A 22021-nucleotide genomic window follows, 5' to 3' on the forward strand; every position below is an offset into this window, starting at 1 on the left:
CGGGAGTGGCTGTCGTCTCAGGCGGCATGCGCCCGACGGCGGTGCTCAGGCGAGCGGCGGCTCGGCGGCGGGAGCGCCCTGCTCCCGGATCTCCGCCAGCAGGGCGTCGACGGCGGGCAGCTCGGTCGCGAAGGGGTCCATGACCTGCACCGGCATCGCGCCGCGGCGGGTCAGCCGCAGCGTGGTCCAGTCCACGACGTGGTCCACGCCGTGCTCCTGGGCGGCGGTGACCACCTGGCCGCGCAGGTGGGCGCGGGTGGTGGTCGGGGCGATGGTGCGGGCCCGCTCGATCCGCTCCTCGGGCAGGATCGCGGGGGCGAGGCCCCGTCGCTGCAGCGCGAAGAACACGCCGCGGGCGGGGTCGATGTCGTGATAGGCGAGGTCGAGCCGCTCGATCGCCGGGTCCTCGAGGTCGATGCCGCGACGCTCCCTCACCTGGGTGAACAGCCGCTCCTTGATCGCCCAGTCGAGGTTCTGCGCCGCCCAGGTCCGGTCCCCCGTGCGCACCGCGTCCAGGGCCTTCTGCCAGGTCTCGAGCACCTCGGTCTCCTCCCCTTCGGCGAGGTCGGCGACATGGTCGAGCCAGCGCTGCTGCACCTCGAGCGCGGTGGTCGTGCCGCCGCCGGCGGTGGGCAGCGGTGCGGCGCCGGTGAGGTCCCGGGCCACGGAGCGGATCGCGGCGATGTCGTCGGCCAGGCCCAGCTCGGGCAGGGCCCTGCCCGATTCGATGGCGCGCAGCACCAGGTCGGTGGTCGCGAAGCGCAGGTGGGTGGAGACCTCGCTCATGGTCGAGTCGCCGACGATGACGTGGAGTCGTCGGTAGAGGTTCGCGTCCCCGTGCGGCTCGTCGCGGGTGTTGATGATGGGGCGGGTGCGGGTGGTGGCGGAGGAGACCGCCTCCCACATGTGGTCGCTGCGTCGGGAGAAGACGAACTGCGCGCCCGCCCCCTCGCCCGCCTCGCCCGGGACGGCGGGGGCGATTCCCCCGGCGCCGGTGACGATCTGGCGGGTGACCAGGAAGGGCAGCAGGTAGCGGGGCAGGCGGGTGAACTCGCCGCGCCGGTCCACGAGGTAGTTCTCGTGGGAGCCGAAGGCGTTGCCGGCCGAGTCGACGTTGTTCTTGAGCAGGTGGATGCGGGCGTCCTGGCCGGCCTCGGCCAGGCGCGCATCGGCCTGGGCGGTGAGCTCGGCGAAGATCCGCTCCCCCGCCCGGTCCTGGGCCACCAGGTCCCACCAGTCGTCGCACTCGGCGGTCGCGTACTCCGGGTGGGAGCCGACGTCGAGATAGAGCCGCGCGGCGTTGCGGAGGAAGACGTTCGAGGAGCGGCCCATCGCGACGACCGGCCGGAACAGCTCCCTCGCCGCCTCCTCCGGCTCGAGGGCGCGGCTGCCGTCGGCGCGCACGCACACGAGCCCGAACTCGGTCTCCAGACCTCCCACTCGGCGCTTCATCGGGTCACTGGCCGCCCTTCTGCACGAAGGAGCGCACGAAGGTCTCGGCGTTGGACTCGAGGACGGAGTCGATCTCGTCGAGCAGGTCGTCGGTGCCCTGCACGGAGGCGAATGTCTGGCCTCCGGTCAGCGTCTCGTCGTCGGGCGCGTTCTCGTCGGGCCCGCCGCCGGGGGCGTTCAGGGACTGCTGGGACATGGCGTCCTCCTTCAGGGGTGCGGGTGGGTCAGGATGCGGTGACGGCCCGGCGCAGCGCGTCGAGCACGTCGTCGAGGTCGGAGTCGGGGTCGATGCCGTGGCGGGCGCACCACTCGGCGCTGCCCAGGCGCGGGTCCGCCAGGCGCAGCCGGTGGCCGCCCGTGGGGCCCGCGACGGTGATCGCGTCCCAGCCGGCGGAGGGGACGTGAGCGCCGTGGGCGGAGATCAGCCCGCCGCGCAGGTGGGCGCGGGTGCTGGCCGGGGCGGTGGTGATCGCGGCCTCGACCTCGTCGGCGCCCACGAGGGTGGCGACGGCGCCGGCGGCGCGGAGCCTGTCGAACAGGCCCTTGCCGGGGCGGAGGTCCGAGTACTGCAGGTCGACCATGCCCAGCCGCGGATCGGACCAGTCCAGGCCGTGCCGGGCGCGGTAGCGCTCGAGCAGGGAGAGCTTGGCGACCCATTCGACGCGGGAGGCGGCGCGCATCGGGTCCTCCGCGAGGAGGTCGAGGATCTCGCCCCAGGCACGGAGCACCTGCGCGGTCTCCTCGTCGGCCGCATCGGCCGCGGTGGAGAGCGCCTCGAGATGGGCGCGCTGGATCTCGAGGGCGGTGAGCTCGCGGCCGTCCGCGAGCGCGACCGTCGCCCGCAGGCTCGGGTCGTGGCTGATCGTGCGCACGGCGGCCACCGGGTCGGCCAGCGCCAGGTCCGGCAGGATCCGCCGCCCGGCGCGGTGCTCCGCCTCGAGCGCGGCGAGGACGAGCGAGGTGGTGCCGAGCTTGAGGAAGGTGGACTCCTCGAGCAGGTTGGCGTCCCCGATGATCACGTGGAGGCGGCGGAAGCGGCCCGGGTCCGAATGCGGCTCGTCGCGGGTGTTGACGATCGGGCGGTTCAGGGTGGTCTCGAGCCCGACCTCCGCCTCCATGAAGTCCGCGCGGGAGGAGAGCTGGAAGCCGGGCTCCTGACCGCGGGTGCCGAGGCCGACGCGGCCCGCACCGACCAGCACCTGTCGGGTGGCGAAGAAGGGCAGCAGCGCCTCGACGATCCGCTCGAAGGGCACGTCCCGGTCCACGAGGTAGTTCTCGTGGGTGCCGTAGGAGGCGCCCTTGCCGTCGGTGTTGTTCTTGTACAGGGCGACCTCGGGGATCCCCTCGGCGCCGGCGAGGATGCCCATCGCCCGGCGGGCGATCTCCTCCCCTGCCCGGTCCACGACGACGGCCTCGCGGGCGCGCAGGACCTCCGGGGCGGAGTACTCGGGATGGGCGTGGTCGACGTACCAGCGGGCGCCGTTTCGCAGCACCGCGTTGCCGATCGAGCGCTGCGAGGCCCAGGCGAGGACCTCGGCGTCATCGCCCTCGGGCGCGACCTCCGGGCCGGTCACGGGCGCGTCGAGCTCGACGCTCGGCACATGGGCGTCGCGCACCTCGTCCGTGAGCTGGGTGGGATGGGCGGCGGCGCGCTGCATCTCGAAGCCGCGCGCGTCCCGCAGCGGGGTCTCGTCGCCGTAGTCCCAGCGCACGCGCCGGCCGCGCTCCCCCTCGGCGGGGTCGAGCAGGGCGTAGGCGCCGACGACGAGATGGGACAGCAGGATCGAGCTGCCGGCCCCGGCGCGGGCGCGGTCCTCGACGTCGGCGTGCAGCACGCCGAACTCGGTCTCGATGCCCATCACCCGCTCGGTGGTGAGGGCAGATCGGTGCTGCTCGGTCACGCGGAGACCTCCTCGGCGGTGGCGGCGGCGTCCTCGGGCCGGCTGCGGTCCTGCAGCGGGACCACGGCCTCGACCCGGCGGCGGGAGCGGCCGGGCAGTCCGGTCACCCGCGCCCAGTCCTCGGCGTGGGCGGCCGAGGGCATGTCCTCGTTCTCCGCGAACTCGACCCGGATCGCCTCGGTCAGGTGCTCGGAGCCGACGCCGACCTCGCCCGTGGCGATCTGGTCCTTCACGGCGAGCTTCTTCGCCCGGTCCACGATGTTGCGCAGCGTCGCCCCGGAGACGAAGTCGCGGAAGTGGAGGGTGTCGTGGCCGCCGTCGGCGTACTCCACGCGCACGTAGGCGGTGGCGGGGCCGTCGGCGTAGATCTCGCGCACGGCGAGGTCCAGCAGCGACTCGCGGTCCTCCCGCACGGGCACGTCGTCGCCGAGGTACAGGCCGAGGATCTCCCGTCCGGCGCGGGCGTTCGGGCGGCGCACCCGGATCTTCACGTCCAGGCGGCCGGGCCGCAGGATCGCCGGGTCGATCATGTCCTCGCGGTTCGAGGCGCCGATGACGATCACGTTGTCCAGGCCCTCGACGCCGTCGATCTCGGCGAGCAGCTGGGGCACGATCGTGGTCTCGACGTCGCTGGACATGCCGGTGCCGCGGGTGCGGAACAGCGCCTCCATCTCGTCGAAGAAGATCACCACGGGGTGGTCGGCGGCGGCCTTCTCCCGCGCCCGCTCGAACACCAGGCGGATCGACCGCTCGGTCTCGCCGACGTACTTGTTCAGCAGCTCGGGGCCCTTGACGTTGAGGAAGGCGGAGTTCGCCAGCGCGTCCTCCACGCTCACCCCTCGCACCTCGGCGCTGCGCAGCACGAGCTCGTGCGCGACGGCCTTCGCGATCATGGTCTTGCCGCAGCCGGGCGGGCCGTAGAGCAGCACGCCCTGCGGGGGCCGCAGCCCGTAGGTGCGGTAGAGGTCCTGCTGCAGGAAGGGCAGCTCGACCGCGTCGCGGATCGCCTCGATCTGCTCGCCGAGCCCGCCGATCTCGCCGAAGGACACCTCCGGCACCTGCTCGAGCACGAGGTCGGTGATCTCGGCGCGGTCGATCCGCTCGAGCACGAGCTGGCTGCGCAGGTCCACGAGCACGTGGTCGCCGGGGTGGAGGGTCTCCTCGGTCAGCGCGCCGGCCCGGCGCAGCACGCGGGTGTCGTCGGGCGCAACCGCGACGAGGATGCGCGAGTCGGCGAGGGCCTCGACGACGGGCACGACGTTGCCGGAGTCGCCCTGCGGCACCGCCTCGACCGCGGCGAGGGCCTCGTTCAGGCGCAGCTCGGTGCCGGGGGTGAGGGCGTCGAGGTCGAGGCTCGCGGCGGTCGCGACGCGCAGTCGTCGGCCGTTGTGGAGCACGTCGACGGTGGTGCCCTCGCAGCGGCGCAGGAAGGTGGCGTAGGAGTTCGGCGGGTCCCCCACCCGCTCGAGGTCGTTCTTGAGCTCGACGATCTGGGCGCGGGCGGAGCGCAGCCCGCTGACCAGTCGCTCGTTGTGGGCGGCGAGCTTCTCGAGCTCGGCGGTCATCTCCGCGTAGGTCTTCATCGTCGTCTCCTCCCCGTGGGGCGGGTTCCTCGGTGGTCTGTGATGGTGCGGCTCAGCGGTCCCGGCCCTGGCGGATGTCGCGCAGGGCGCGCTTGAGCTTGCGGGGTGCGACGCCGCGCTCGCCGACGTCCTGGGCGGTCCACTCGCCCGAGCCGCCGCCGAAGCCCGCGTTCTCGGGGTGGTTCAGCTCCTCCTCGTCGCGGGAGCCGGGCGCGGGCCGGGTCGCGCGGCGCAGCGCCTCGGTGCCGTGGGCGGTGCGGCGGGCGGTGAGCAGGAAGCCGGTGTGCGCGTTCATGCGGTGCTCGGGGCGCACGGCGAGGCCCTCGAGGTGCCACGGACGCACGAAGGACTCCCAGGCGTGCGGCTCGGTGAACTCGCCGTGGTCGCGCAGCGCCTCCGCGGTGCGGGAGAGCTGGGTGACGGTGGCGACGTAGGCGAGGAACACGCCGCCGGAGACGAGCACGTCCGCCGCGGCCTCCACGCACTCCCAGGGGGCGAGCATGTCCAGGACCACCCGGTCCACCGCGGCGGTGCCGAGGGTGGGGGCGACGTCCTGGAAGTCGCCGACGGTGAGATCCCAGCGCGGGTGCAGCGCCTCCTCCTCGAGCCCGAAGAAGGTGCCGACGTTCTCGCGGGCGACCTCGGCGAAGTCCTCACGACGCTCGATGGAGTGGACGGAGCCCTCGGGGCCGACGGCGCGCAGCAGCGCCGTGGTCAGCCCTCCCGAGCCGACGCCGGCCTCGAGCACGCGCGCCCCGGGGAAGATGTCGCCCCACATGAGGATCTGCGCGGAGTCCTTGGGGTAGATGATCGCGGCGCCGCGCGGCATGGCGAGCATGTAGTCGGCGTACAGGGGCCGCAGCGCCTGGTAGCGGATGCCGTGGCTGTTCTCGACGACGGTGCCGTCCTCCGCGCCGATCAGCTGGTCGTGGTGGAGCACGCCGCGGTGGGAGTGGAACTGCCCGCCCGGCTTCAGGGTGATGGTGTGCAGGCGGTTCTTGGAGTCCGCGAGCTGGACCTTGTCGCCGAGGGCGAAGGGTCCGGTGCGGTCGAGGCCGCGACGGGGCGCGCGGGGCGCGGGGCCCGACGCCGTGTCGTCGGCGGCGGGCGGCGGCTGAGAAGTCATGCTCTCCAGCATAGGGCCGGACCAGCGCGGTGACCGGGCCTGTTCACCGTCCGCGCAGGAGCGAGTTCACGTCGGCGCTGAGGATCACGCCCCGGGGCCGCCCGTCGGGGTCGACCACGAGGTAGACCGGCGCGGGGCGCGCGAGCATCGCGGAGACCAGCTCCTCGCCGCCGAGGCCCGTGCGCAGCGCGACCACGTCCCCGACGGGCTCGGCGACGGCGGAGGCGGGGACCTGCTCGCGGTGCTCGGGCGGGACCGCGGCGACGGCCTCGGGCTGGAGACGCAGCGCCCGGCCGACGGTGCCGGGGCGCGGGGACGCGGGATCCAGCAGCAGCACCTGCTCCGCCCCCGGCCCGTCGGGCAGGCCGGCGAGCGGGGTGTGCGGGGCGAGCAGGCGCACCGGGCGGGCGAGCGCGGCGGCGTCGAGCGCCCCCACCCGCTCCTGGACGCGCGCCTCCTCCAGGGCGCGGCTCGCCCCCTGCCAGAGCAGGCCCGCGATGAGCAGCGCCCAGACCAGGGTGAGCAGGGAGAACCCGCCCGCCCCGCCGAGGCGCACGATCCGCGACAGCGGCAGCACCACCACGCCGACGGCGATGGCCCGTCCGATCCAGGCGGTGATCCGGGTGCCGAGGACCGGACGGCGCAGGACCGCGCCGAGCAGGGACTCCAGCGCCCGCCCGCCGTCCATCGGCAGGCCGGGGAGCAGGTTGAACAGGGCGAGGACCACGTTCAGCCAGGTCGCGAAGGAGGCGGCGACCGAGAGCACCGTGCCCTGTGCCGCGATCGCGGCCAGGGCGCCGGTCGCCGCGGCGAGCAGGCCGTTGCTCGCGGGACCGGCGAGGGAGACCAGCACGGACCCGATCGCGGGCATCCGCTCGGCCCGGTACTGCGTGTGCCCGCCCCACAGGGTCAGCGCGATGTGGTCGACCCTCGCCCCGAAGGCGCGGGCGACGAGCGCATGGGCGAGCTCGTGGACCAGCACGGAGAGGATGAGGAACAGACCCAGGCCGAGGGCGACGAGCGCGCTCCGCCCGACGGAGAGGCCCGGGCCCTGCAGGGAGGGGAACATCAGCACGGCCACGAGCAGCACCGTGACGAGGGTGGCCGGGCTGACCTGGAGCGGCGGCAGCGCGCCGATCCTCAGCATCGTCCGTGGCATGGGGCCTCCTCGATCGCGGGGCGACTCCCCGGGCAGGGCGAGGATAGTCCCTGCTCCTGCGTCCCGGCTCGGGACGGGCCGGCCCCGGCACGAGAGGCCGACGAGCCTATGATGGAGTGATGAGTCGAATCGCCATCACGGCCTTCAGCGGGTGGAACGACGCCGGCGAGGCGGCCACCGGGGTGATCGAGCATCTCCTCGAGGTGTGGCCCTCGCGGCCCGTCGGCGCGGTCGACGCCGAGGAGTTCATCGACTTCCAGGTCAACCGCCCCGAGATCCGCACCACCGAGGAGGGGCTGCGGGTCGTGGACTGGCCCGACACCCGCCTGCACCTGATCACCCCGCCGCGGGGGCCGGAGATCGTCGCGGTGCTCGGACCGGAGCCGTCGCTGCGCTGGAAGAGGTTCTGCGACGAGGTGCTCGAGCAGCTGCAGGCGCTCGACGTCTCCTCGGTGGTGTCCCTCGGCGCGCTGCTCGCCGACTCCCCGCACAGCCGTCCCCTGCCGGTCTCCTCGCGGGTCGAGCCGGTGCCCGCGCAGCGGGTCGAGGACTCCGAGCAGTACTCGGGGCCCATCGGGGTGCCGACGATCCTCGCCCGCCGCACCGCGAGCGCGGGGCTGAGGACGACGAGCATCTGGGTGCAGGTCCCCCACTACGTCTCCCAGAACTCCTCCCCGAAGGCGGTGCTGGGACTCGTGCGCGAGGTGCAGGAGCTGATCAGCGCGCCGATCCCGCTCGGCGAGCTGGTGGAGGACGCCGAGGCGTGGGAGCGCGGGGTGGACGAGCTGGCCCGCACCGACGAGGACGTCGCCGAGTACGTGCGGCGCCTCGAGCAGGCGCAGGACGCGGCCGAGCTGCCCGAGGCGAGCGGTGACGCGATCGCGAAGGAGTTCGAGCAGTTCCTGCGGCGCCGCCGCGAGACTGACTGAGCCTCCCGCCCCGCCGGCTCAGCCGGCCAGCGTGATCCCGAACAGGGCGTCGACCGCGGCGGCCACATCGCCCGGGGCGTCCGCGGGCAGCTCGCGGCCCGCGGTCCCCGGGAGCTCGTCGCCCGCGGCCCAGGCATCGAGCGCAGTGAGCGCCGCGGGGGTGTCGAGGTCGTCGCGCAGCGCGGCGCGGAGCGCCTCGACGACGTCGGGGCCCAGTTCGCGGCGGTGGGCGGCGGCGCGATAGGCCTCCAGGCGCTGCTGCGCGACCTCGAGCTCCGCGTCAGACCACTCCCAGTCGCTGCGGTAATGGTGCGCCATGAGCACCAGGCGGATCGCCATCGGGTCGACGCCGTCGCGGACGAGACGGTGGACGAAGACGAGGTTGCCGAGCGACTTGCTCATCTTCTCGCCCTCGTGGGCGACCATCCCGGCATGCGCGTAGGAGGTCGCGAAGGGACGGCCGAGGCCGACCGCATGGGCGGCGCTCAGGTCGTGATGGGGGAAGACGAGGTCGCTGCCGCCGGCCTGGATGTCGAAGGGCAGGCCAAGGCCCTCCTCGGCGATGGAGACGCACTCCACGTGCCAGCCGGGGCGGCCCCGGCCGAGGGCGCCGCCGTCCCAGGCCGGCTCCCCCTCGCGCTCGGCGCGCCACAGCAGCGGGTCGAAGCGGCCCCGCTTGCCCTCGCGGTCGGGGTCCCCGCCCCGGTCGGCGAAGACCTCGAGCATCTGCTCCTCGGTCCAGCCGGAGACGTCTCCGAGGGCTCCGTCGAGGGAGAGGTCGTGGTACCAGTCGTCGCCCTCGGCATCGGGGGTCGGCACCTGGTAGGCGCGGCCCCGCTCGCGCAGGGTGTCGACAGTGGCGATGATCTCGTCCATCGCCTCGCTCACGGAGCGGTAGGTCTCCGGTGCGATGATGCGCAGCGCCGTCATGTCCTCGCTGAACAGCGCGACCTGGGACTCGGCGAGCTCGCGCCAGTCGACCCCGTCGCGGTCGGCGCGCTCCAGCAGCGGGTCGTCGACGTCGGTGATGTTCTGGGCGGTGGTGACCCGGAGTCCGGAGTCCACGAGCGCACGGCGCATGAGGTCGGCCGCGTGATAGGTCGCCGCATGGCCCAGGTGGGTCGAGTCGTACGGGGTGATCCCGCAGACGTAGAGGCGGGCGTGTCCCGGCACGAGCGGCGTCACGGGGGCGATGCGCCCGGTGCGGGGGTCGAACAGCCGCAGCGGCGTCGTGGAGGCGGGCAGCGGGGTCAGCTCAGGGGTGGTCCAGGATTGCACCACTCGATCATACGGTCGACGCCCTCGAGGTGGGATCAGGCGCCGCCCAGCGGGTCGATCACGCCGAACCAGAGCAGACCCAGCAGGGCCACGCCTGCGACGATGCGGTAGATCACGAAGATCAGGTAGGAGCGGTTCTCGATCAGCCGCATGAACCACACGATCACCGCGTAGCCGACGCCGAAGGCGACGAGGGTCGAGATCACGATCGCGGCCAGCGAGGGCTCCCCCGCGGCGGCCGCGGCGGCGCGCCCGTCGGCCGTGAAGAGCACCGGGACCTCCTTGGCGGCCTTGTAGAGGCCGGAGGCGAACACGGCGGGGACCGCGAGCAGGAAGGCGTAGCGGGCGGCGGCCTTGCGGGAGTAGCCCATGAGAAGCCCGGCGGTGATCGTGCCGCCGGAGCGGGAGACGCCGGGGATCAGCGCGAGGGCCTGGGCGAGGCCGAAGAGGATGCCGTCGCGCACCGTGAGCTGATCGAGCTCCTTGCGGTGCGGGGCGATCCTGTCGGCCAGCCCGAGCAGCAGGCCGAAGAGGATCAGCATCGTGGCGGTGATGTACAGGTTCCGCAGGCTGTGGTCGATCTGGTCCTCGAAGAGGAGCCCGAGCACGCCGATCGGGATCGAGCCGAGGATCACCAGCCAGCCCATCCGCACGTCGGGATCCGAGTGCGGGACCTTCCCGGCCAGGGCCTTGAACCACTTGCCGATGATCCGGGTGATGTCGTTCCAGAAGTAGATCAGCACCGCGGTCTCGGTGCCGAGCTGGATGATCGCGGTGAACGCGGCGCCGGGGTCCTCCCCCGGGTTCATGAGCTCCCCGACCACGCGCACGTGGGCGCTGGAGGAGACGGGGAGGAATTCGGTCAGCGCCTGGACCAGGCCCAGGATCACCGCCTCGATGAAGGACATGGACTCTCCTCGATGGACTCGCGCTCGGGGTCGCCGCGGACGGCGTCGTGGTCGCGGCAGCGCCGCGATCGACCCCGCACAGCGTACGCGGCGCTGATGAGGTGAAGACTGCATGGAGGTCCGGCGGACGAGGTCGGACCGTCCGCCGGACGGGGCGCCCGGCTCGGCCGGAGCCTCAGCCGAGCGCGACCTCAGCGGTCCTCGTCGTCGTCCTCGTAGTCCTCGTCGTCCTCATCGTCGTAGTCGTCGTCGTCGTCCTCGAAGTCGTCGAGATCGTCGAAGTCGTCGTCCTCATCGTCCTCGTCGTCATCGTCCCCGTCGAAGACGATCAGCGGGGTGGCGATGTCGTACGCGTCGAAGAGGGCGTCGTCGTAGGTGTCGAAGGCCGTGGAGAGCTGCTCGGTGGCGGCGTCCAGGGCCGGGTCGTCGTCACCGCGGGAGGCGGCGGCCGCCTCGTAGTGACGCTCGAGGGCGGCGATCAGCGCAGCGAGAGCGGAGCGAGGATCCGTGTTCATGGTTGGACCGTACATCGTCCGAGGGCACAATGGACAGGGGAGAACGGCGGGCCGTCCCCGGGATCCCGGGCCGGGATGCGCAGGCGGCCCCCCGTACCGCAGCGACCGTGCCGCATCTCACGCCGCGACGGCCCCGTCGCAGGTCATCGCGCTCAGGAGGAACTGTTGATCCGACCCCGCACCCCGCTCACCGCAGAGGTCCAGCACGTGAGCGATCCCCGTGGCCGTCGCGACCTGCCCGTGGAGCGCGGGCGCCGCCTCGAGGACTACGAGTACCAGATCATCACCGTCCCCCGCGGCAGCTCGATCGGCCAGGTCCGCGCCGAGCTCGCCGAACAGGCGGAGTACGGGCGCTGGGAGCATGCGCGCACCCGCCTGTACATGGGCGGCGGGAAGAAGGTCTGGATGCGGCGGCGGATCATCCGGGTGCAGTCCACGCTGTAGAGCAGCCTCCGGGCGGCGTCCGCCCGTCGTCCACATCGCTCGCGCCGGCCGGGCGCGGACAGTGCGGATCTGGTGGGATGGGCCCGTGCCCGTCTCCTCCCCGCTCCTGCTCGCCGTGCTGCTGGTGGTCTACCTGCCGCCGGCGGCGGTGCTCGCCTGGCACGACGGCACCTCGCACCGTCTCCCGAACCGCTGGGTAGCCGGGCTCACTGGCGGGGTCGGCCTCGCCCTCGGCGTGCTCGCCCTGCTGGTCCCCTCGCTGCGTCCCGCCCTGTCCTCGGCGGTGATCCTCGCCCTGGTGCTCGGGGCCGGGGCGATCCTCCTGGGGCTCCTCGCCCCGTCGCTGCTGGGGATGGGGGATGCGAAGACGGTGCCGGTGGTGGTGCTGATGTCGGCGGCGCTCGGCGGGGAGGTGCTCCTGGCGGGGCTGCTGGCAGGGATGCTCCTGGCGGGGGTGCTGGGCGGCGTGGTCCTGCTCGCGACCCGGCGTGCGGGGGCGCGCTTCGCCGTCGGTCCGGTGCTGCTGGCCGTCCCGTTCCTGGGACTGCTGGGCGCTCCCCTGGTCGCCGCGGCGCTCGGCACCGCCTGAGCGGCAGCACCTGGACGGCAGCGCTCGGACGGCACCGCCTGGGCGGTGGCGGGCGGGCCCCGCTCAGCGGCCGCGCCGGCGCTGCCGGGCGACCTCGTAGAGGGCGAGGGACCCGGCCACGGAGGCGTTCAGAGACGAGGCGCTGCCGCTCATCGGGATCTCCGCGATCGCGTCGCAGGCCTCCCGCCACCCGGCGCTCATCCCCACGGTCTCGTTGCCGACGACCAGCAGCGTCGGACCGGTCAGGTCGACGTCCGCGACCTCGTGGCCGCCTGCCTCGTCCAGCCCCAGCACCGTCCACGGCTCGCCCCCGGCGCGTCGGCCCTCGACCCACTCGAGCACCTCGCGGTGCGAGGGGGCGCGCAGGACGGGCACGGCGAAGACCGAGCCGGTGCTCGCCCGGATCGCGGCGGGATCCCAGGGATCGGCAGCGTGGCCGGCGACCACGAGCCCCGCGCCGCCGAGCGCGTCGACGGAGCGGGCGAGGGAGCCGATGTTCCCCGGCCCCGTCGGCCGGTCGAAGACGACCACGGTCGAGCGCGGCCCGGCCTCGAGGCGGGAGAGGTCGTCCGCGGGCATCGCGGCGACGGCCAGCAGCTCGGGGGCCCCGTCCTCCTTCTCCCCCAGCTCGGCCATCAGCTCGGGGGCGAGGTGGACGACGGGCGCCGGCGAGGACTCGAGCAGCTCGCGGGCCCAGCGGGAGGGGTTCTCCCTCGAGTCGGTCAGCAGCGCGCGGATCTCGTGGCCGTGGTCGATCGCCTGGGTGATCGGACGGACGCCCTGGACGAGCATCTCCCCGGCGCGGCTGCGCTTGGTGCGGTTGGTCAGCAGGGACTGCCACTGCTGGAACTGCGCGTTGCGGCGCTCGATGCGGCGCGCGGTGCGCTGCGGGGCGCGGCGGGGGTCGCGAGGGCTCATGCCCCGGCCCCGTCGTAGCCGAGCTGGCGCCAGGCCTCGTAGACGGCGATCGAGACCGAGTTGGCGAGGTTCAGGGAGCGGCGGGCCGGGAGCATCGGGATCCGCACCCGGGAGGTGATGCGCGGGTGGGCCATGACCTCCTCGGGCAGCCCGGTCGGCTCGGTGCCGAAGAGCAGCACGTCCTCCCGCCGGTACTCGACCTGTCCGAAGGTGGTCTCCGTGTGCGCGGTGAAGGCGAAGACCCGCGCGTCCGGCACCGCGGCGAGAGCGGTCTCGAGGTCGGGGTGGATGCTCACCTGGGCGAGGTCGTGGTAGTCCAGTCCGGCTCGGCGCAGCTTCGCGTCCTCGAGGTCGAAGCCGAGCGGCTCGATGAGGTGGAGGCGGGCGCCGGTCACGGCCGCGAGACGGATCGCGTTGCCGGTGTTCCCGGCGATCGCCGGCTCATGGAGGAAGACGTGGACCATGAGGAGGATTCTCCCACGCACCGTGCCCGTCCCCTCACCAGTGCGCGGCCTGCCGGATCCCGGCGGCGCTCTGCTCCGGCGCGGGGACGCTGACCAGGTGCGCCGAGAGGGCGCCGAGGGCGCAGAGCAGGAAGGGGTAGACGCAGAGGTAGACGCGGAAGGCCTGGCCCGGATCGGTGCCGGGGCTGTCCCCGGAGTGGTACCCGAAGAAGGTGCCCAGGGACGCGAGGGCGAGGCCGCTCACCGCCCCGCTGAGGCGTCCGAGGGCACCGGTCGCCGAGAGGAACAGGCCCTCGCGGTGCAGACCGTGCACCGCCGCGTCCCGGTCCACGACGCGGGCGACGACGAGGTCGTTGGTGGCGAGCCGCCCGGCCCAGCCGATCCCCGGCACCGCTCCGGCCAGCAGCGCGGTGGGGAGATCGCGGGCGAGGTACAGCATGGCGAAGGAGCCGGTCAGGGCCCAGAAGGCGAGGCACCCGGTGCGCAGCGCACCGAGCCTGCGCACCGCCGCGACCCAGGCGAACAACGCTGCCGCGCAGGTCAGCAGCACCACGCCCTGGACGAGGAAGGCGGTCGCGACGGGCGGGTCGAGGGTGTGGCGGACGTACACCTGCACGCCGGAGAGCACGATCGCGACCGCGCTGCCGTAGCAGAGGCTGGGCAGCGCCACCTTCCACAGCAGCGGGGTGCGGAGGATCTGGGCGAGGTAGGGCAGCAGGCGCGGCCGCTTCTCCTGTCGGCGGGTCGGCTCCTCGTGCGCGCCGAGCGCCATCACCACGATCGAGGCCACGGCGATCACGGCGTGCAGCACCGCAGTGCGGGAGAAGCCGCCCTCCTCCTCCGAGCCGAGCAGCGAGGTGGTCAGGACCGGGGTGAGGGCGAGCGAGATGACCATCGCCGCCAGCTGGAACCCCTGCCGCAGCACGTTCGACAGCGTGCGGCGCGGCTCCTCGGGGAACAGCTCGGGCAGGACGGCGCCGTAGTTGGCGCTCAGCATCGAGTCGAAGAGCTCCGACAGGATCGCGAAGAGCGCCAACCAGGCCACCAGCCCCGGCCCGCCTCCTGCTCAGAGGATCAGGAACAGGGCTCCGGCCATGGCGAACCCGATCACGGACTCGAGGGTCTGCTGCACGGTCCAGGTGCGCAGCGTCGTGGCCACGTCCATGTTCAGCAGCCGGCCGACGAGCCAGAAGCCGGAGTCGTTCACGTGCGAGGCGAAGACGGAGCCCGCGGCGGTCGCGACGGTGATCGCGGCGATCTGTCCGGCCGAGTAGCCGGCCGCCTCCACCGCCGGCGCCATCAGGCCGGCGGCGGTGACGAGGGCGACGGTCGCCGAGCCCTGCGCGACGCGCATCACCACGGCGATGACGTAGGCGGCGAGGATCAGCGGCAGGCCCAGGCCGCCGAGCACTCCGGAGAGCGCGTCGCCGATGCCCGAGGAGCGCAGCACGCCGCCGAACATGCCGCCCGCGCCCGTGATCAGCACGACGGAGCAGATCGGGCCGAGCGAGGAGTCGACGATCTTCTCAAGCGCGGAGCCGTTCTCGCCGCGGCGGGAGCCGAGCACGAGGAGCGCGACGAGAACGGAGATCAGCAGTGCGACGGCGGAGGAGCCGAGCGTGGTGAGCACGCCGTACCAGACGGCGCTCTCGTCCACCGCGCCGGCGGCGCGCAGGAAGTCGAGGCCGGTGTTGAGGAAGATCAGCGCCATCGGCAGCAGCAGCACTGCGATGACGGTGCCGACCTTGGGCGGGTTCGCGACCGGCTCGTCGTCGCTGCCGCCGAAGATGCCGCCCATGGTCTCGAGGGTGAAGGGGAACTTCTTGGCGGTCACGCGGCCCCACAGCACACCGGTGAGGTAGAAGGTGGGGATCACGCAGACCAGGCCGATCAGGAGCACGATGCCGAGGCTCGCGCCGTACAGCTCCGACGCGGTGACGGGTCCGGGGTGCGGCGGGACGAAGACGTGCATGGCGGAGAAGGCGACGGCCGAGGGCATGGCGTAGAGCAGCACGGGGCCGCCGAGCCGTGCGGCGACCGCGAAGACGATCGGGAGCATGACCACGAGCCCCGCGTCGAAGAACATGGGGAAGCCCATGAGCAGGGAGGCGACGCCGAGGGCGAGCGGTGCCCGCTTCTCGCCGAACATGCGGATCATCGTCTCGGCCAGCACGGTCGCGCCGCCGGAGTGCTCGATGAGCTTGCCGAGCATCGCGCCGAGGCCCACGAGCAGGGCGACGCTGGCGAGGGTGCCGCCGAAGCCGCCCAGCATCACGTCCACGATCGAACCGGAGGGAATACCGGTCGCGAACGCCGTCAGCAGGCTGACCAGGACCAGCGTGAGGAAGGCGTGGAGCTTGAACCGGATGACGAGGACGAGGATCAGCGCGATGGCGCCGGCCGCGATCGCGAGCAGCGGCGCGGCCCCGAGCGTCTGGGACCAGCCTTCGATCTCCATAGGGATCTCCTTGGGGGGAGGGACGGAGGGACGCCGCACGGCGCGGGGTCCTGGGAACGCGGTCGGGCTGCGGGCCGGCGCCGACGCCGGCCGGGACAGCCGCCGACAGCTCATCCTGTCAGACAGTTCGCCTCCGCGCCCGCGACCGGTCGTCCCCCGGGACGCAGGGAACCGGACATGCGGAAGGCCCCGGCTCATCGAGTGAACCGGGGCCTTCCCTGTGGTGTCCGAGGGGGGACTTGAACCCCCACGCCCTAAAGCGGGCACTAGCACCTCAAGCTAGCGCGTCTACCAATTCCGCCACCCGGACAGGTGATCGTCGTGCTGACTTGAGAACAGTAGCACGGTCCGGACTTCGCTCCGCACCAGAAAGCGCCTCTGCCAGGGTGAACGTGAAGACAATCACGCCGTGGCGGCCACCCGGCCCCGATCCATCACGGCGTGCAGGACGGCCAGGACGAGCTCGATCCGCACCTCGAGACCGGCCGGCGCCGGGACCGGCAGGCGATCGGCGAGGTCCTGGAGCGCAGCGGCGGCGAGCACGACCATGGTCGGATCGGGGTCGAGGAGGTGCGACGCCTCCCAGCTCCCCATCTCCTCGAGGAGCGCGGCGAGCTGAGCGGCGGCGTCCTGCCGGCCGCGCGTGAGCAGATCGGCGCGGGCGCGGGCGGCAAGGGCGGTGCAACGGCGCAGCGCGGCCGTCGAGAGCTCAGCGGGAATCGATGTCGCGGTCACGGCGTCCGGGGAGGGGATCACCTGCCGTGCGGCCTCCACCCCCTCGGCGCTTTGCGCCGTCGTGCCGCCGTTCAGGCCGTCCGTCGCCAGCTCCATGCCGCCCGTCCCCTCCCGCTCGTCCCGGGGCCCGAACGGGCCCCTGCGACGCACGTCACTTTACTCCGTCTTTACCTGAGCGGGCAAGAGCGGCCCGGAGGGCGTTCAGCGCCCGGCGCTCCCCCGGCGCCGTGCGAGCTCGTCCCGGGCGGCGGCGAGCATCGTCGCGACCGGGGCGGCGGGGACGTGCAACATCGAGCGCACCTGCATGTCGGCCTGGTGGGCGAGCATCTCGAGGCCGTCGGCGACCTCTCCCCCGGCCCGCTGCACGACGGCGGCGACGGGGGCGGGCCACGGGTCGTAGAGCACGTCGAGCAGCACCCGCGGCGGCGTGATCCCGTCCTCGCCGCGGGCCTCCCAGGCGGCGGCGACGGCACCGGCGCCCTCGGCCGCGAGGGCGCTGACGACCGCATCGGCCCGGAGCACCTCGTGGTGCGAGGACCAGGGGATCTCGACCGCCTCGGCGCCGGCGTCCTCGGCCAAGCGGCGCAGCGGCACGAGCTTCTCGGCGCTGCGGGCGGTCAGCAGCACGGTGGTGGCGCCGAGGTCGAGCAGCGCCGCGAGCGCGCTGAGCGCGGTCGCCCCGGAGCCCACCACGCCGCCGGTGGCCACGGACCGGGCACCGTGGTCGCGCAGGGTCGCGGCGATCCCGTGCACATCGTGGTTCTCGGCCCGCCAGGTGCCGCCGGGGCGGCGCAGCAGGGTGTTGGCCACGCCGAGCCGCCGGGAGACCTCGTCGTGCTCGGCGGCGAGGGCGAAGGCCTCGGGCTTGCCGGGCATGGTGACCGAGAGGCCCTCGAGCTCGCGCCCGGGCCCGTCGGCGAGGAAAGCGGGCAGCCCCCCGGCCCCGACCTCGAAGCGCTCGTAGCGGGCGTCCTCCACACCGAGCGCTCGGTACGCGGCGGCATGCAGCACTGGGGAGAGCGAATGGGCGACGGGCGAGCCGATCACCGCGAAGCGGCGGATCGGTCCCTGCCGGTTCAGTCCTTCGAGGCCGCCCATTCCTGCCACTCCTTGACGTTCTTCTCGTGATCTGCCCAGGTGGACGCGAACTTGGTCTCGCCCGTGTCGGTGTTGACGGCGACGAAGTAGAGCCAGTCCCCCTCGGGCGGGTCCGCGGCCGCGTCGAGCGCCTGGGCGCCGGGCGCGGCGATCGGCCCGGGCGGCAGGCCGTTCTCGAGGTAGGTGTTGTAGGGGCTGTCGGTGGCGCGCTCCGCATCGGTGGTGCCGACGCTCGCGGACTTCCCCGTCACGTAGTGCACGGTCGAGTCGAACTGGAGCTTCATCGGCGAGCCCTTGGCCTCGCCGGTGCCCTCGAGGCGGTTGTGGATCGTGCGCACGACCTTCCCGTAGTCCTCCGGGTTGCGCACCTCCATCTCCGCGAGGGAGGCGTAGGTGAGGGTGGTGTGCCACTGGTCCTTCGGGATCTCGCGCTCGGTGAGCTGCTCCTCCATCCGGCCCCACATCATCTCGATCACGTCCTCGGCGGTGTGCTCCTCGAGGATGTCGTAGCGGCCGGGCCAGAGGTAGCCCTCGAGGGTGCCTGCCTTGTTCTTCGGGATGCCGTAGGAGGTGTAGTCCTTCGCGGCGGCCTCGAACTCCTCCACCGGGATGCCGGTCTCCTCGGAGAGCAGGGCCCAGATCTGGGTGAGGCGCAGCCCCTCGGGGACGATCACGCGGTGCCCGGCGAGGTTCTCCGGGTCCATCAGCATGGTCAGCGCATCGGCGGAGGTCATCTCCTGCTTCAGCCGGTACACGCCCGGCTCGATCTTCGCGGCGTCCTGGGTGGAGGAGAACAGCGTGACGAACGGCGCGGAGGTCTTGATGACGCCCTCCTCGACGAGGGTCGCGGCGATGTCCGTGCCGGTGTCTCCCTCGCCGACCTCGACGAGCACCTCCCCGCTGCCGGGTCCCTCGAACTCGGGGGCCTCGTCCTCGACGCTGACGTTCGCGGTGACCCACCGGTACCCCTGGAAGCCGCCGACGGCGAGGGCGCCGACCACGGCGAGGACGAGCAGCACGGGCAGCAGCGAGCGGAAGAATCCGCCGCGTCGGCGGCGCGGCTCTCCGCGGTGTCCGCCGCGGCGGGGACGAGGAGCGCCTGACCCGCCGTCCTCGGAGTTCTGCGCCTCGGCGAGGTCGTCGAAGGAGTGGTGCTCGTCCTTCATCAGCTGTCCTCCTCGGTCGGGTCCTGCGAGGTCGCGCTCGGGGGCTCCTCGACGAGCTCGCCGCCGCGCCGCCCGGTGGACCTCTCGAGGTCCAGGGCCTGCTGGAGGATCATCACGGCGGCGACCTGGTCCACGACCTGGCGATGGCGACGCCCCTTGCGGCCGGAGCTGTGCAGCGCCCTGTGCGCGGACACGGTGGTCAGTCGCTCGTCGATCAGGCGGACCTCGATCTGCCGTGAGGCCGCGACCAGCAGCTTCACGAGCTCCGCGGCGAAGACGCGCGCCTTCGTCGCGGCTGCGCCCTCGGTCCCGTCCAGGGACCTCGGGAGCCCGACCATGATGACATGGGCGTCGAGCTCGAGAGCCTCCTGGACGACGCGGCGCGCCGCCGTGTCGCGCTCGAGGGTCTCGACCGGTGTGGCGATGAGCCCGTCGAGATCGCTGCGGGCGAGCCCGACGCGGACGTCTCCGACGTCCACGCCGAGCCTCACACCGCGCGGGAGGCCCGTCGGCGCCTCGGCGTCGACCGGGCCGCTCATGCGGTCCGCGTCTCCTCGATCGCGCCGCGCACCGCGCCGAGCGCCTCGGCGATGCGGGCCGGCTCGCCTCCGCCGCCCTGGGCGAGGTCGGGCTTGCCGCCGCCGCGGCCGCCCATGGCCTCCGCGCCGGTGCGCAGCAGGGTCCCGGCCGCGAGGCCGAGGTCGCGGGCGCCGGCGCTGGTGGCGATCACGAGGGCGGCGCGACCGCCCTCGTGCCCGGCCACGGCGACGACGACGGGCGCGTCCTCGCCGAGGCGGGCGCGCAGGTCGGTGGCGAGGGTGCGCAGGTCGCCGGCGGCGACCCCCTCCCCCGCGTCGTGCAGCAGCACGCGCACGCCGGAGACGTCCTGGGCGGTCTCGACCAGGCGGCCCGCCTCGGCCTGCAGCTGCTGGCCGCGGAGCGTCGCGAGCTGCTTCTCCATGTCCTTCATCCGCTGGGTGAGGGAGCGGACGCGCTCGGGCAGCTCCTCGGTGGAGCCGACCTTCAGCATCTCGGAGAGCTGGGAGACCAGGGCGTGGGACTTGGCCTGGTGACGGTAGGCGGACAGGCCGACGAGCGCGTCGACGCGGCGCACGCCCGAGCCGATCGAGGCCTCGCCCATCAGCTGGACGGTGCCGATCGCGCCGGTGCTCGCGACGTGGGTGCCGCCGCAGAGCTCGCGGGACCAGTCCCCGCCGATGGAGACGACGCGCACGATGTCGCCGTACTTCTCGCCGAACAGCGCCTGGGCGCCGAGCGCCTTCGCCTCGTCGATCGGCATCTGCTGATCGGTGACGGAGAGCTCCTCCTGCAGGAGGGTGTTGACGCGTCCCTCGATCTGCTCGAGCACGGACTTCGGCACGGCCTGGCCGTAACGGAAGTCGAAGCGCATGCGGCCGGGCGAGTTCTCGGAGCCGGCCTGGGTCGCGCCGTGGCCGAGCTCCTCGCGCAGGGACTCGTGGACCATGTGCGTGGCGGTGTGGGCGCGGGCGATCGCCCCGCGTCGGTCGCGATCGATCGACGCGATGGCGGAGACGCCGGGGGCCAGCTCGCCCTCGACGAGGCGGCCGCGGTGGACGATCAGGCCCTTCACCGGCTTCTGCACGTCGTCGACCTCGATCAGGCCGCCGCCGGTCAGGGCGATGCTGCCCTGGTCGGCGAGCTGGCCGCCGGACTCGGCGTAGAACGGGGTCGAGGCGAGCACGACCTCGACCTGCGCGGGCGCCTGGACGGAGTCCACGAGCGCGCCGTCGACGAGCACGGACTCGACGGTGGTGGCGACGGTGTCCTCGGTGTAGCCGAGGAACGGGACCTCGCCGCCGCGCTCGGAGAGCAGGCGGTTGTAGAGACCGGTGTCGGTGTGGCCGGTCTTCTTCGCGGCCGCGTCGGCGCGGGCGCGCTCGCGCTGCTCCTGCATCGCGGAGCGGAAGGCGTCCTCGTCGACCTGGAGCCCGACCTCGGCGGCCATCTCCATGGTCAGGTCGATCGGGAAGCCGTAGGTGTCGTGGAGCTTGAACGCCTCGTCGCCGGGCAGCACGCGCCCGCCGTCGGCCGCGGCGCTCTTCGCGACCTGGTCGAAGATCGCGGTGCCGGTCTCGAGCGTGCGTCGGAAGGTCTCCTCCTCCGCGTAGACGATCTCGGCGATCCGCGGGAAGTCCGCCTCGAGCTCCGGGTAGGACTCGGCCATGAGGTCCTTGGAGATCGGCAGCAGGTGCGGCATCGACGGCTCGGCGTAGCCCAGCAGGCGCAGGGAGCGCACGGCGCGACGGATCAGGCGGCGCAGCACGTAGCCGCGGCCCTCGTTGCCGGGACGCACGCCGTCGCCGACGAGCATCAGCGCGCTGCGCACGTGGTCGCCGATGATGCGCAGGTGGACGTCGTCCTCCGCGTCCGCGCCGTAGCGGCGGCCGGAGAGCTCCTGCGCCTTCTCGATGACGGGGAAGATCTGGTCGATCTCGTACATGTTCTGCTTGCCCTGCAGCAGGTAGGCGAGACGCTCGACGCCGAGACCGGTGTCGATCGCCTTCTGGTCGAGCTCGCCGAGCAGCTCGTAGTCCTTGCCCTTGCCCGGGCCGCGCAGGAACTGGTCGAAGACGAGGTTCCAGATCTCGAGATAGCGGTCCTCGGCGCGCTCGTCGCCGGGCCACTGGGGCAGGCGGCCGGTGGGGGCGTCGGGGCCGTACTCCGGGCCGCGGTCGTAGTACCACTCCCCGGTGGAGCCGGCGGGGCCGGGCTGGCCGGTGTCCCAGCAGCTCTCCTCCCAGGGCAGCTGCACGATCCGCGCGGGGTCCAGGCCGATGACCTCCACGAGGTGGTCGTACGACTCCTGGTCCTGCTCCCACAGGGTGATCCAGAGCCGCTCGGGCTCGAGGCCGAAGCCGCCGTCGTCGACGGAGGAGGTCAGCAGCTCCCAGGAGAAGTCGATCGCACCGGTCTTGAAGTAGTCGCCGAAGGAGAAGTTCCCGGCCATCTGGAAGAACGTGCCGTGACGGGTGGTGCGCCCGACGTTCTCGATGTCGTTGGTGCGGATGCACTTCTGCACGCTCACCGCACGGTCGTAGGGCGCCTTCTCGGTGCCGACGATGTACGGGATGAACGGGACCATGCCGGCGATCGTGAAGAGGATCGAGGGGTCGTTCGAGACCAGCGAGGTGCTGGCCACGACCTCGTGCGCCTTCTTCTCGAAGTGGGCGAGGAACCGCCGGTGGATCTCGGAGGTGCGCATGGGTGCGGGATGTCCTTCCTGGAGCCGCGTCGGCGGCGCGGCGGGATGCTGTGG

At 73.1% G+C, this 22021-nt stretch carries 21 protein-coding genes and 1 tRNA gene; 3 read left to right on the top strand and 19 right to left on the bottom strand.

The features are described from left to right. Nucleotides 1-45: 45 nt before the first annotated feature. From pafA to L3K22_RS03575, 6 genes are read right to left on the bottom strand one after another with little or no spacing between them, the layout of a single operon-like run. The gene (pafA, locus tag L3K22_RS03550) at nt 46-1452 is read right to left on the bottom strand and encodes a Pup--protein ligase (protein ID WP_263310179.1); all 1407 of its coding nucleotides are present in this window, start codon (nt 1450-1452) and stop codon (nt 46-48) included. A 4-nt stretch (nt 1453-1456) separates the two neighbouring features. Next, a complete protein-coding gene (locus L3K22_RS03555) occupies nt 1457-1648 on the bottom strand; it encodes a ubiquitin-like protein Pup (protein WP_010551593.1) in 192 nt (63 codons plus the stop codon). Nucleotides 1649-1676: 28 nt separating this feature from the next. Next, entirely contained in the window at nt 1677-3311 is a 1635-nt protein-coding gene (dop, locus tag L3K22_RS03560) for a depupylase/deamidase Dop (protein ID WP_373317986.1), read from the bottom strand. A gap of 38 nt (nt 3312-3349) precedes the next feature. Beyond that, nucleotides 3350-4936: a proteasome ATPase gene (gene arc / locus L3K22_RS03565; protein ID WP_263310181.1), complete on the bottom strand. Its 1587-nt coding sequence runs from the start codon at nt 4934-4936 to the stop codon at nt 3350-3352. Nucleotides 4937-4988: 52 nt separating this feature from the next. Continuing rightward, a complete protein-coding gene (locus L3K22_RS03570) occupies nt 4989-6062 on the bottom strand; it encodes a tRNA (adenine-N1)-methyltransferase (RefSeq protein ID WP_263310182.1) in 1074 nt (357 codons plus the stop codon). Between the two features lie 43 nt (nt 6063-6105). After that, complete coding sequence (locus L3K22_RS03575) at nt 6106-7221, bottom strand: site-2 protease family protein (protein WP_263310183.1); 1116 nt, start codon at nt 7219-7221, stop codon at nt 6106-6108. A 119-nt stretch (nt 7222-7340) separates the two neighbouring features. Between L3K22_RS03575 and L3K22_RS03580 the strand changes: the two genes are divergently transcribed. After that, nucleotides 7341-8150 carry a PAC2 family protein gene (locus L3K22_RS03580; RefSeq protein ID WP_263310184.1) on the top strand — a complete coding sequence of 270 codons (810 nt, stop codon included), beginning with the start codon at nt 7341-7343 and terminating at the stop codon, nt 8148-8150. 18 nt (nt 8151-8168) lie between these two features. On the opposite strand, the gene mshC is transcribed toward L3K22_RS03580, so the two are convergent. The 3 genes from mshC to L3K22_RS03595 all read right to left on the bottom strand — a co-directional run bounded on the left by mshC (nt 8169) and on the right by L3K22_RS03595 (nt 10851). Then, complete coding sequence (gene mshC / locus L3K22_RS03585) at nt 8169-9428, bottom strand: cysteine--1-D-myo-inosityl 2-amino-2-deoxy-alpha-D-glucopyranoside ligase (RefSeq protein ID WP_263310185.1); 1260 nt, start codon at nt 9426-9428, stop codon at nt 8169-8171. Between the two features lie 35 nt (nt 9429-9463). After that, nucleotides 9464-10336, bottom strand: a complete 873-nt coding sequence (locus L3K22_RS03590) for an undecaprenyl-diphosphate phosphatase (RefSeq protein ID WP_010551600.1) — start codon at nt 10334-10336, stop codon at nt 9464-9466. Nucleotides 10337-10527: 191 nt separating this feature from the next. Further along, nucleotides 10528-10851 carry a DNA primase gene (locus L3K22_RS03595; protein WP_263310186.1) on the bottom strand — a complete coding sequence of 108 codons (324 nt, stop codon included), beginning with the start codon at nt 10849-10851 and terminating at the stop codon, nt 10528-10530. 165 nt (nt 10852-11016) lie between these two features. Between L3K22_RS03595 and L3K22_RS03600 the strand changes: the two genes are divergently transcribed. Continuing rightward, nucleotides 11017-11295, top strand: a complete 279-nt coding sequence (locus tag L3K22_RS03600; protein ID WP_010551602.1) for a DUF5703 family protein — start codon at nt 11017-11019, stop codon at nt 11293-11295. Nucleotides 11296-11380: 85 nt separating this feature from the next. Continuing rightward, complete coding sequence (locus L3K22_RS03605) at nt 11381-11884, top strand: hypothetical protein (protein ID WP_263310187.1); 504 nt, start codon at nt 11381-11383, stop codon at nt 11882-11884. 63 nt (nt 11885-11947) lie between these two features. Here the strand turns inward: L3K22_RS03605 and L3K22_RS03610 are convergent, their stop codons facing one another. The 10 genes from L3K22_RS03610 to alaS all read right to left on the bottom strand — a co-directional run bounded on the left by L3K22_RS03610 (nt 11948) and on the right by alaS (nt 21967). Beyond that, nucleotides 11948-12802: an RNA methyltransferase gene (locus L3K22_RS03610; RefSeq protein WP_263310188.1), complete on the bottom strand. Its 855-nt coding sequence runs from the start codon at nt 12800-12802 to the stop codon at nt 11948-11950. Then, a complete protein-coding gene (locus L3K22_RS03615) occupies nt 12799-13266 on the bottom strand; it encodes a tRNA (cytidine(34)-2'-O)-methyltransferase (RefSeq protein ID WP_263310189.1) in 468 nt (155 codons plus the stop codon). The genes L3K22_RS03610 and L3K22_RS03615 overlap by 4 nt, the downstream gene beginning before the upstream one ends. A gap of 34 nt (nt 13267-13300) precedes the next feature. Beyond that, nucleotides 13301-14311 carry an MFS transporter gene (locus L3K22_RS03620; RefSeq protein WP_263310190.1) on the bottom strand — a complete coding sequence of 337 codons (1011 nt, stop codon included), beginning with the start codon at nt 14309-14311 and terminating at the stop codon, nt 13301-13303. A 21-nt stretch (nt 14312-14332) separates the two neighbouring features. Next, nucleotides 14333-15718 (bottom strand): GntP family permease, encoded by a 1386-nt coding sequence (locus tag L3K22_RS03625; protein WP_263310292.1) that lies wholly within the window; start codon nt 15716-15718, stop codon nt 14333-14335. A gap of 227 nt (nt 15719-15945) precedes the next feature. Further along, nucleotides 15946-16034, bottom strand: a tRNA-Leu gene (locus tag L3K22_RS03630). Between the two features lie 92 nt (nt 16035-16126). Further along, nucleotides 16127-16555, bottom strand: a complete 429-nt coding sequence (locus L3K22_RS03635; RefSeq protein ID WP_263310191.1) for a hypothetical protein — start codon at nt 16553-16555, stop codon at nt 16127-16129. 105 nt (nt 16556-16660) lie between these two features. Further along, nucleotides 16661-17557 carry a shikimate dehydrogenase gene (locus tag L3K22_RS03640; protein WP_263310192.1) on the bottom strand — a complete coding sequence of 299 codons (897 nt, stop codon included), beginning with the start codon at nt 17555-17557 and terminating at the stop codon, nt 16661-16663. Next, on the bottom strand, nt 17536-18723 hold the full coding sequence (mltG, locus tag L3K22_RS03645; protein ID WP_263310193.1) for an endolytic transglycosylase MltG: 1188 nt from the start codon (nt 18721-18723) through the stop codon (nt 17536-17538). The genes L3K22_RS03640 and mltG overlap by 22 nt, the downstream gene beginning before the upstream one ends. Next, entirely contained in the window at nt 18723-19262 is a 540-nt protein-coding gene (gene ruvX, locus L3K22_RS03650; protein WP_263310194.1) for a Holliday junction resolvase RuvX, read from the bottom strand. Before ruvX ends, mltG begins: the two co-directional genes overlap by 1 nt. Further along, entirely contained in the window at nt 19259-21967 is a 2709-nt protein-coding gene (alaS, locus tag L3K22_RS03655) for an alanine--tRNA ligase (RefSeq protein ID WP_263310195.1), read from the bottom strand. The genes ruvX and alaS overlap by 4 nt, the downstream gene beginning before the upstream one ends. Between the last annotated feature and the right edge of the window lie 54 nt (nt 21968-22021).

The sequence above is a fragment of the Brachybacterium atlanticum genome (genome assembly GCF_025669985.1).
GTDB lineage: Bacteria > Actinomycetota > Actinomycetes > Actinomycetales > Dermabacteraceae > Brachybacterium > Brachybacterium conglomeratum.

Excerpts from the sequence above, each read along its gene's own strand:
- pafA (WP_263310179.1), bottom strand. The coding sequence starts at position 1,452 with ATGAAGCGCCGAGTGGGAGGTCTGGAGACCGAGTTCGGGCTCGTGTGC.
- L3K22_RS03555 (WP_010551593.1), bottom strand. The coding sequence starts at position 1,648 with ATGTCCCAGCAGTCCCTGAACGCCCCCGGCGGCGGGCCCGACGAGAAC.
- dop (WP_373317986.1), bottom strand. The coding sequence starts at position 3,311 with ATGGGCATCGAGACCGAGTTCGGCGTGCTGCACGCCGACGTCGAGGAC.
- arc (WP_263310181.1), bottom strand. The coding sequence starts at position 4,936 with ATGAAGACCTACGCGGAGATGACCGCCGAGCTCGAGAAGCTCGCCGCC.
- L3K22_RS03570 (WP_263310182.1), bottom strand. The coding sequence starts at position 6,062 with ATGACTTCTCAGCCGCCGCCCGCCGCCGACGACACGGCGTCGGGCCCC.
- L3K22_RS03575 (WP_263310183.1), bottom strand. The coding sequence starts at position 7,221 with ATGCCACGGACGATGCTGAGGATCGGCGCGCTGCCGCCGCTCCAGGTC.
- L3K22_RS03580 (WP_263310184.1), top strand. The coding sequence starts at position 7,341 with ATGAGTCGAATCGCCATCACGGCCTTCAGCGGGTGGAACGACGCCGGC.
- L3K22_RS03590 (WP_010551600.1), bottom strand. The coding sequence starts at position 10,336 with ATGTCCTTCATCGAGGCGGTGATCCTGGGCCTGGTCCAGGCGCTGACC.
- L3K22_RS03595 (WP_263310186.1), bottom strand. The coding sequence starts at position 10,851 with ATGAACACGGATCCTCGCTCCGCTCTCGCTGCGCTGATCGCCGCCCTC.
- L3K22_RS03610 (WP_263310188.1), bottom strand. The coding sequence starts at position 12,802 with ATGAGCCCTCGCGACCCCCGCCGCGCCCCGCAGCGCACCGCGCGCCGC.
- L3K22_RS03615 (WP_263310189.1), bottom strand. The coding sequence starts at position 13,266 with ATGGTCCACGTCTTCCTCCATGAGCCGGCGATCGCCGGGAACACCGGC.
- L3K22_RS03635 (WP_263310191.1), bottom strand. The coding sequence starts at position 16,555 with ATGGAGCTGGCGACGGACGGCCTGAACGGCGGCACGACGGCGCAAAGC.
- L3K22_RS03640 (WP_263310192.1), bottom strand. The coding sequence starts at position 17,557 with ATGGGCGGCCTCGAAGGACTGAACCGGCAGGGACCGATCCGCCGCTTC.
- mltG (WP_263310193.1), bottom strand. The coding sequence starts at position 18,723 with ATGAAGGACGAGCACCACTCCTTCGACGACCTCGCCGAGGCGCAGAAC.
- ruvX (WP_263310194.1), bottom strand. The coding sequence starts at position 19,262 with ATGAGCGGCCCGGTCGACGCCGAGGCGCCGACGGGCCTCCCGCGCGGT.
- alaS (WP_263310195.1), bottom strand. The coding sequence starts at position 21,967 with ATGCGCACCTCCGAGATCCACCGGCGGTTCCTCGCCCACTTCGAGAAG.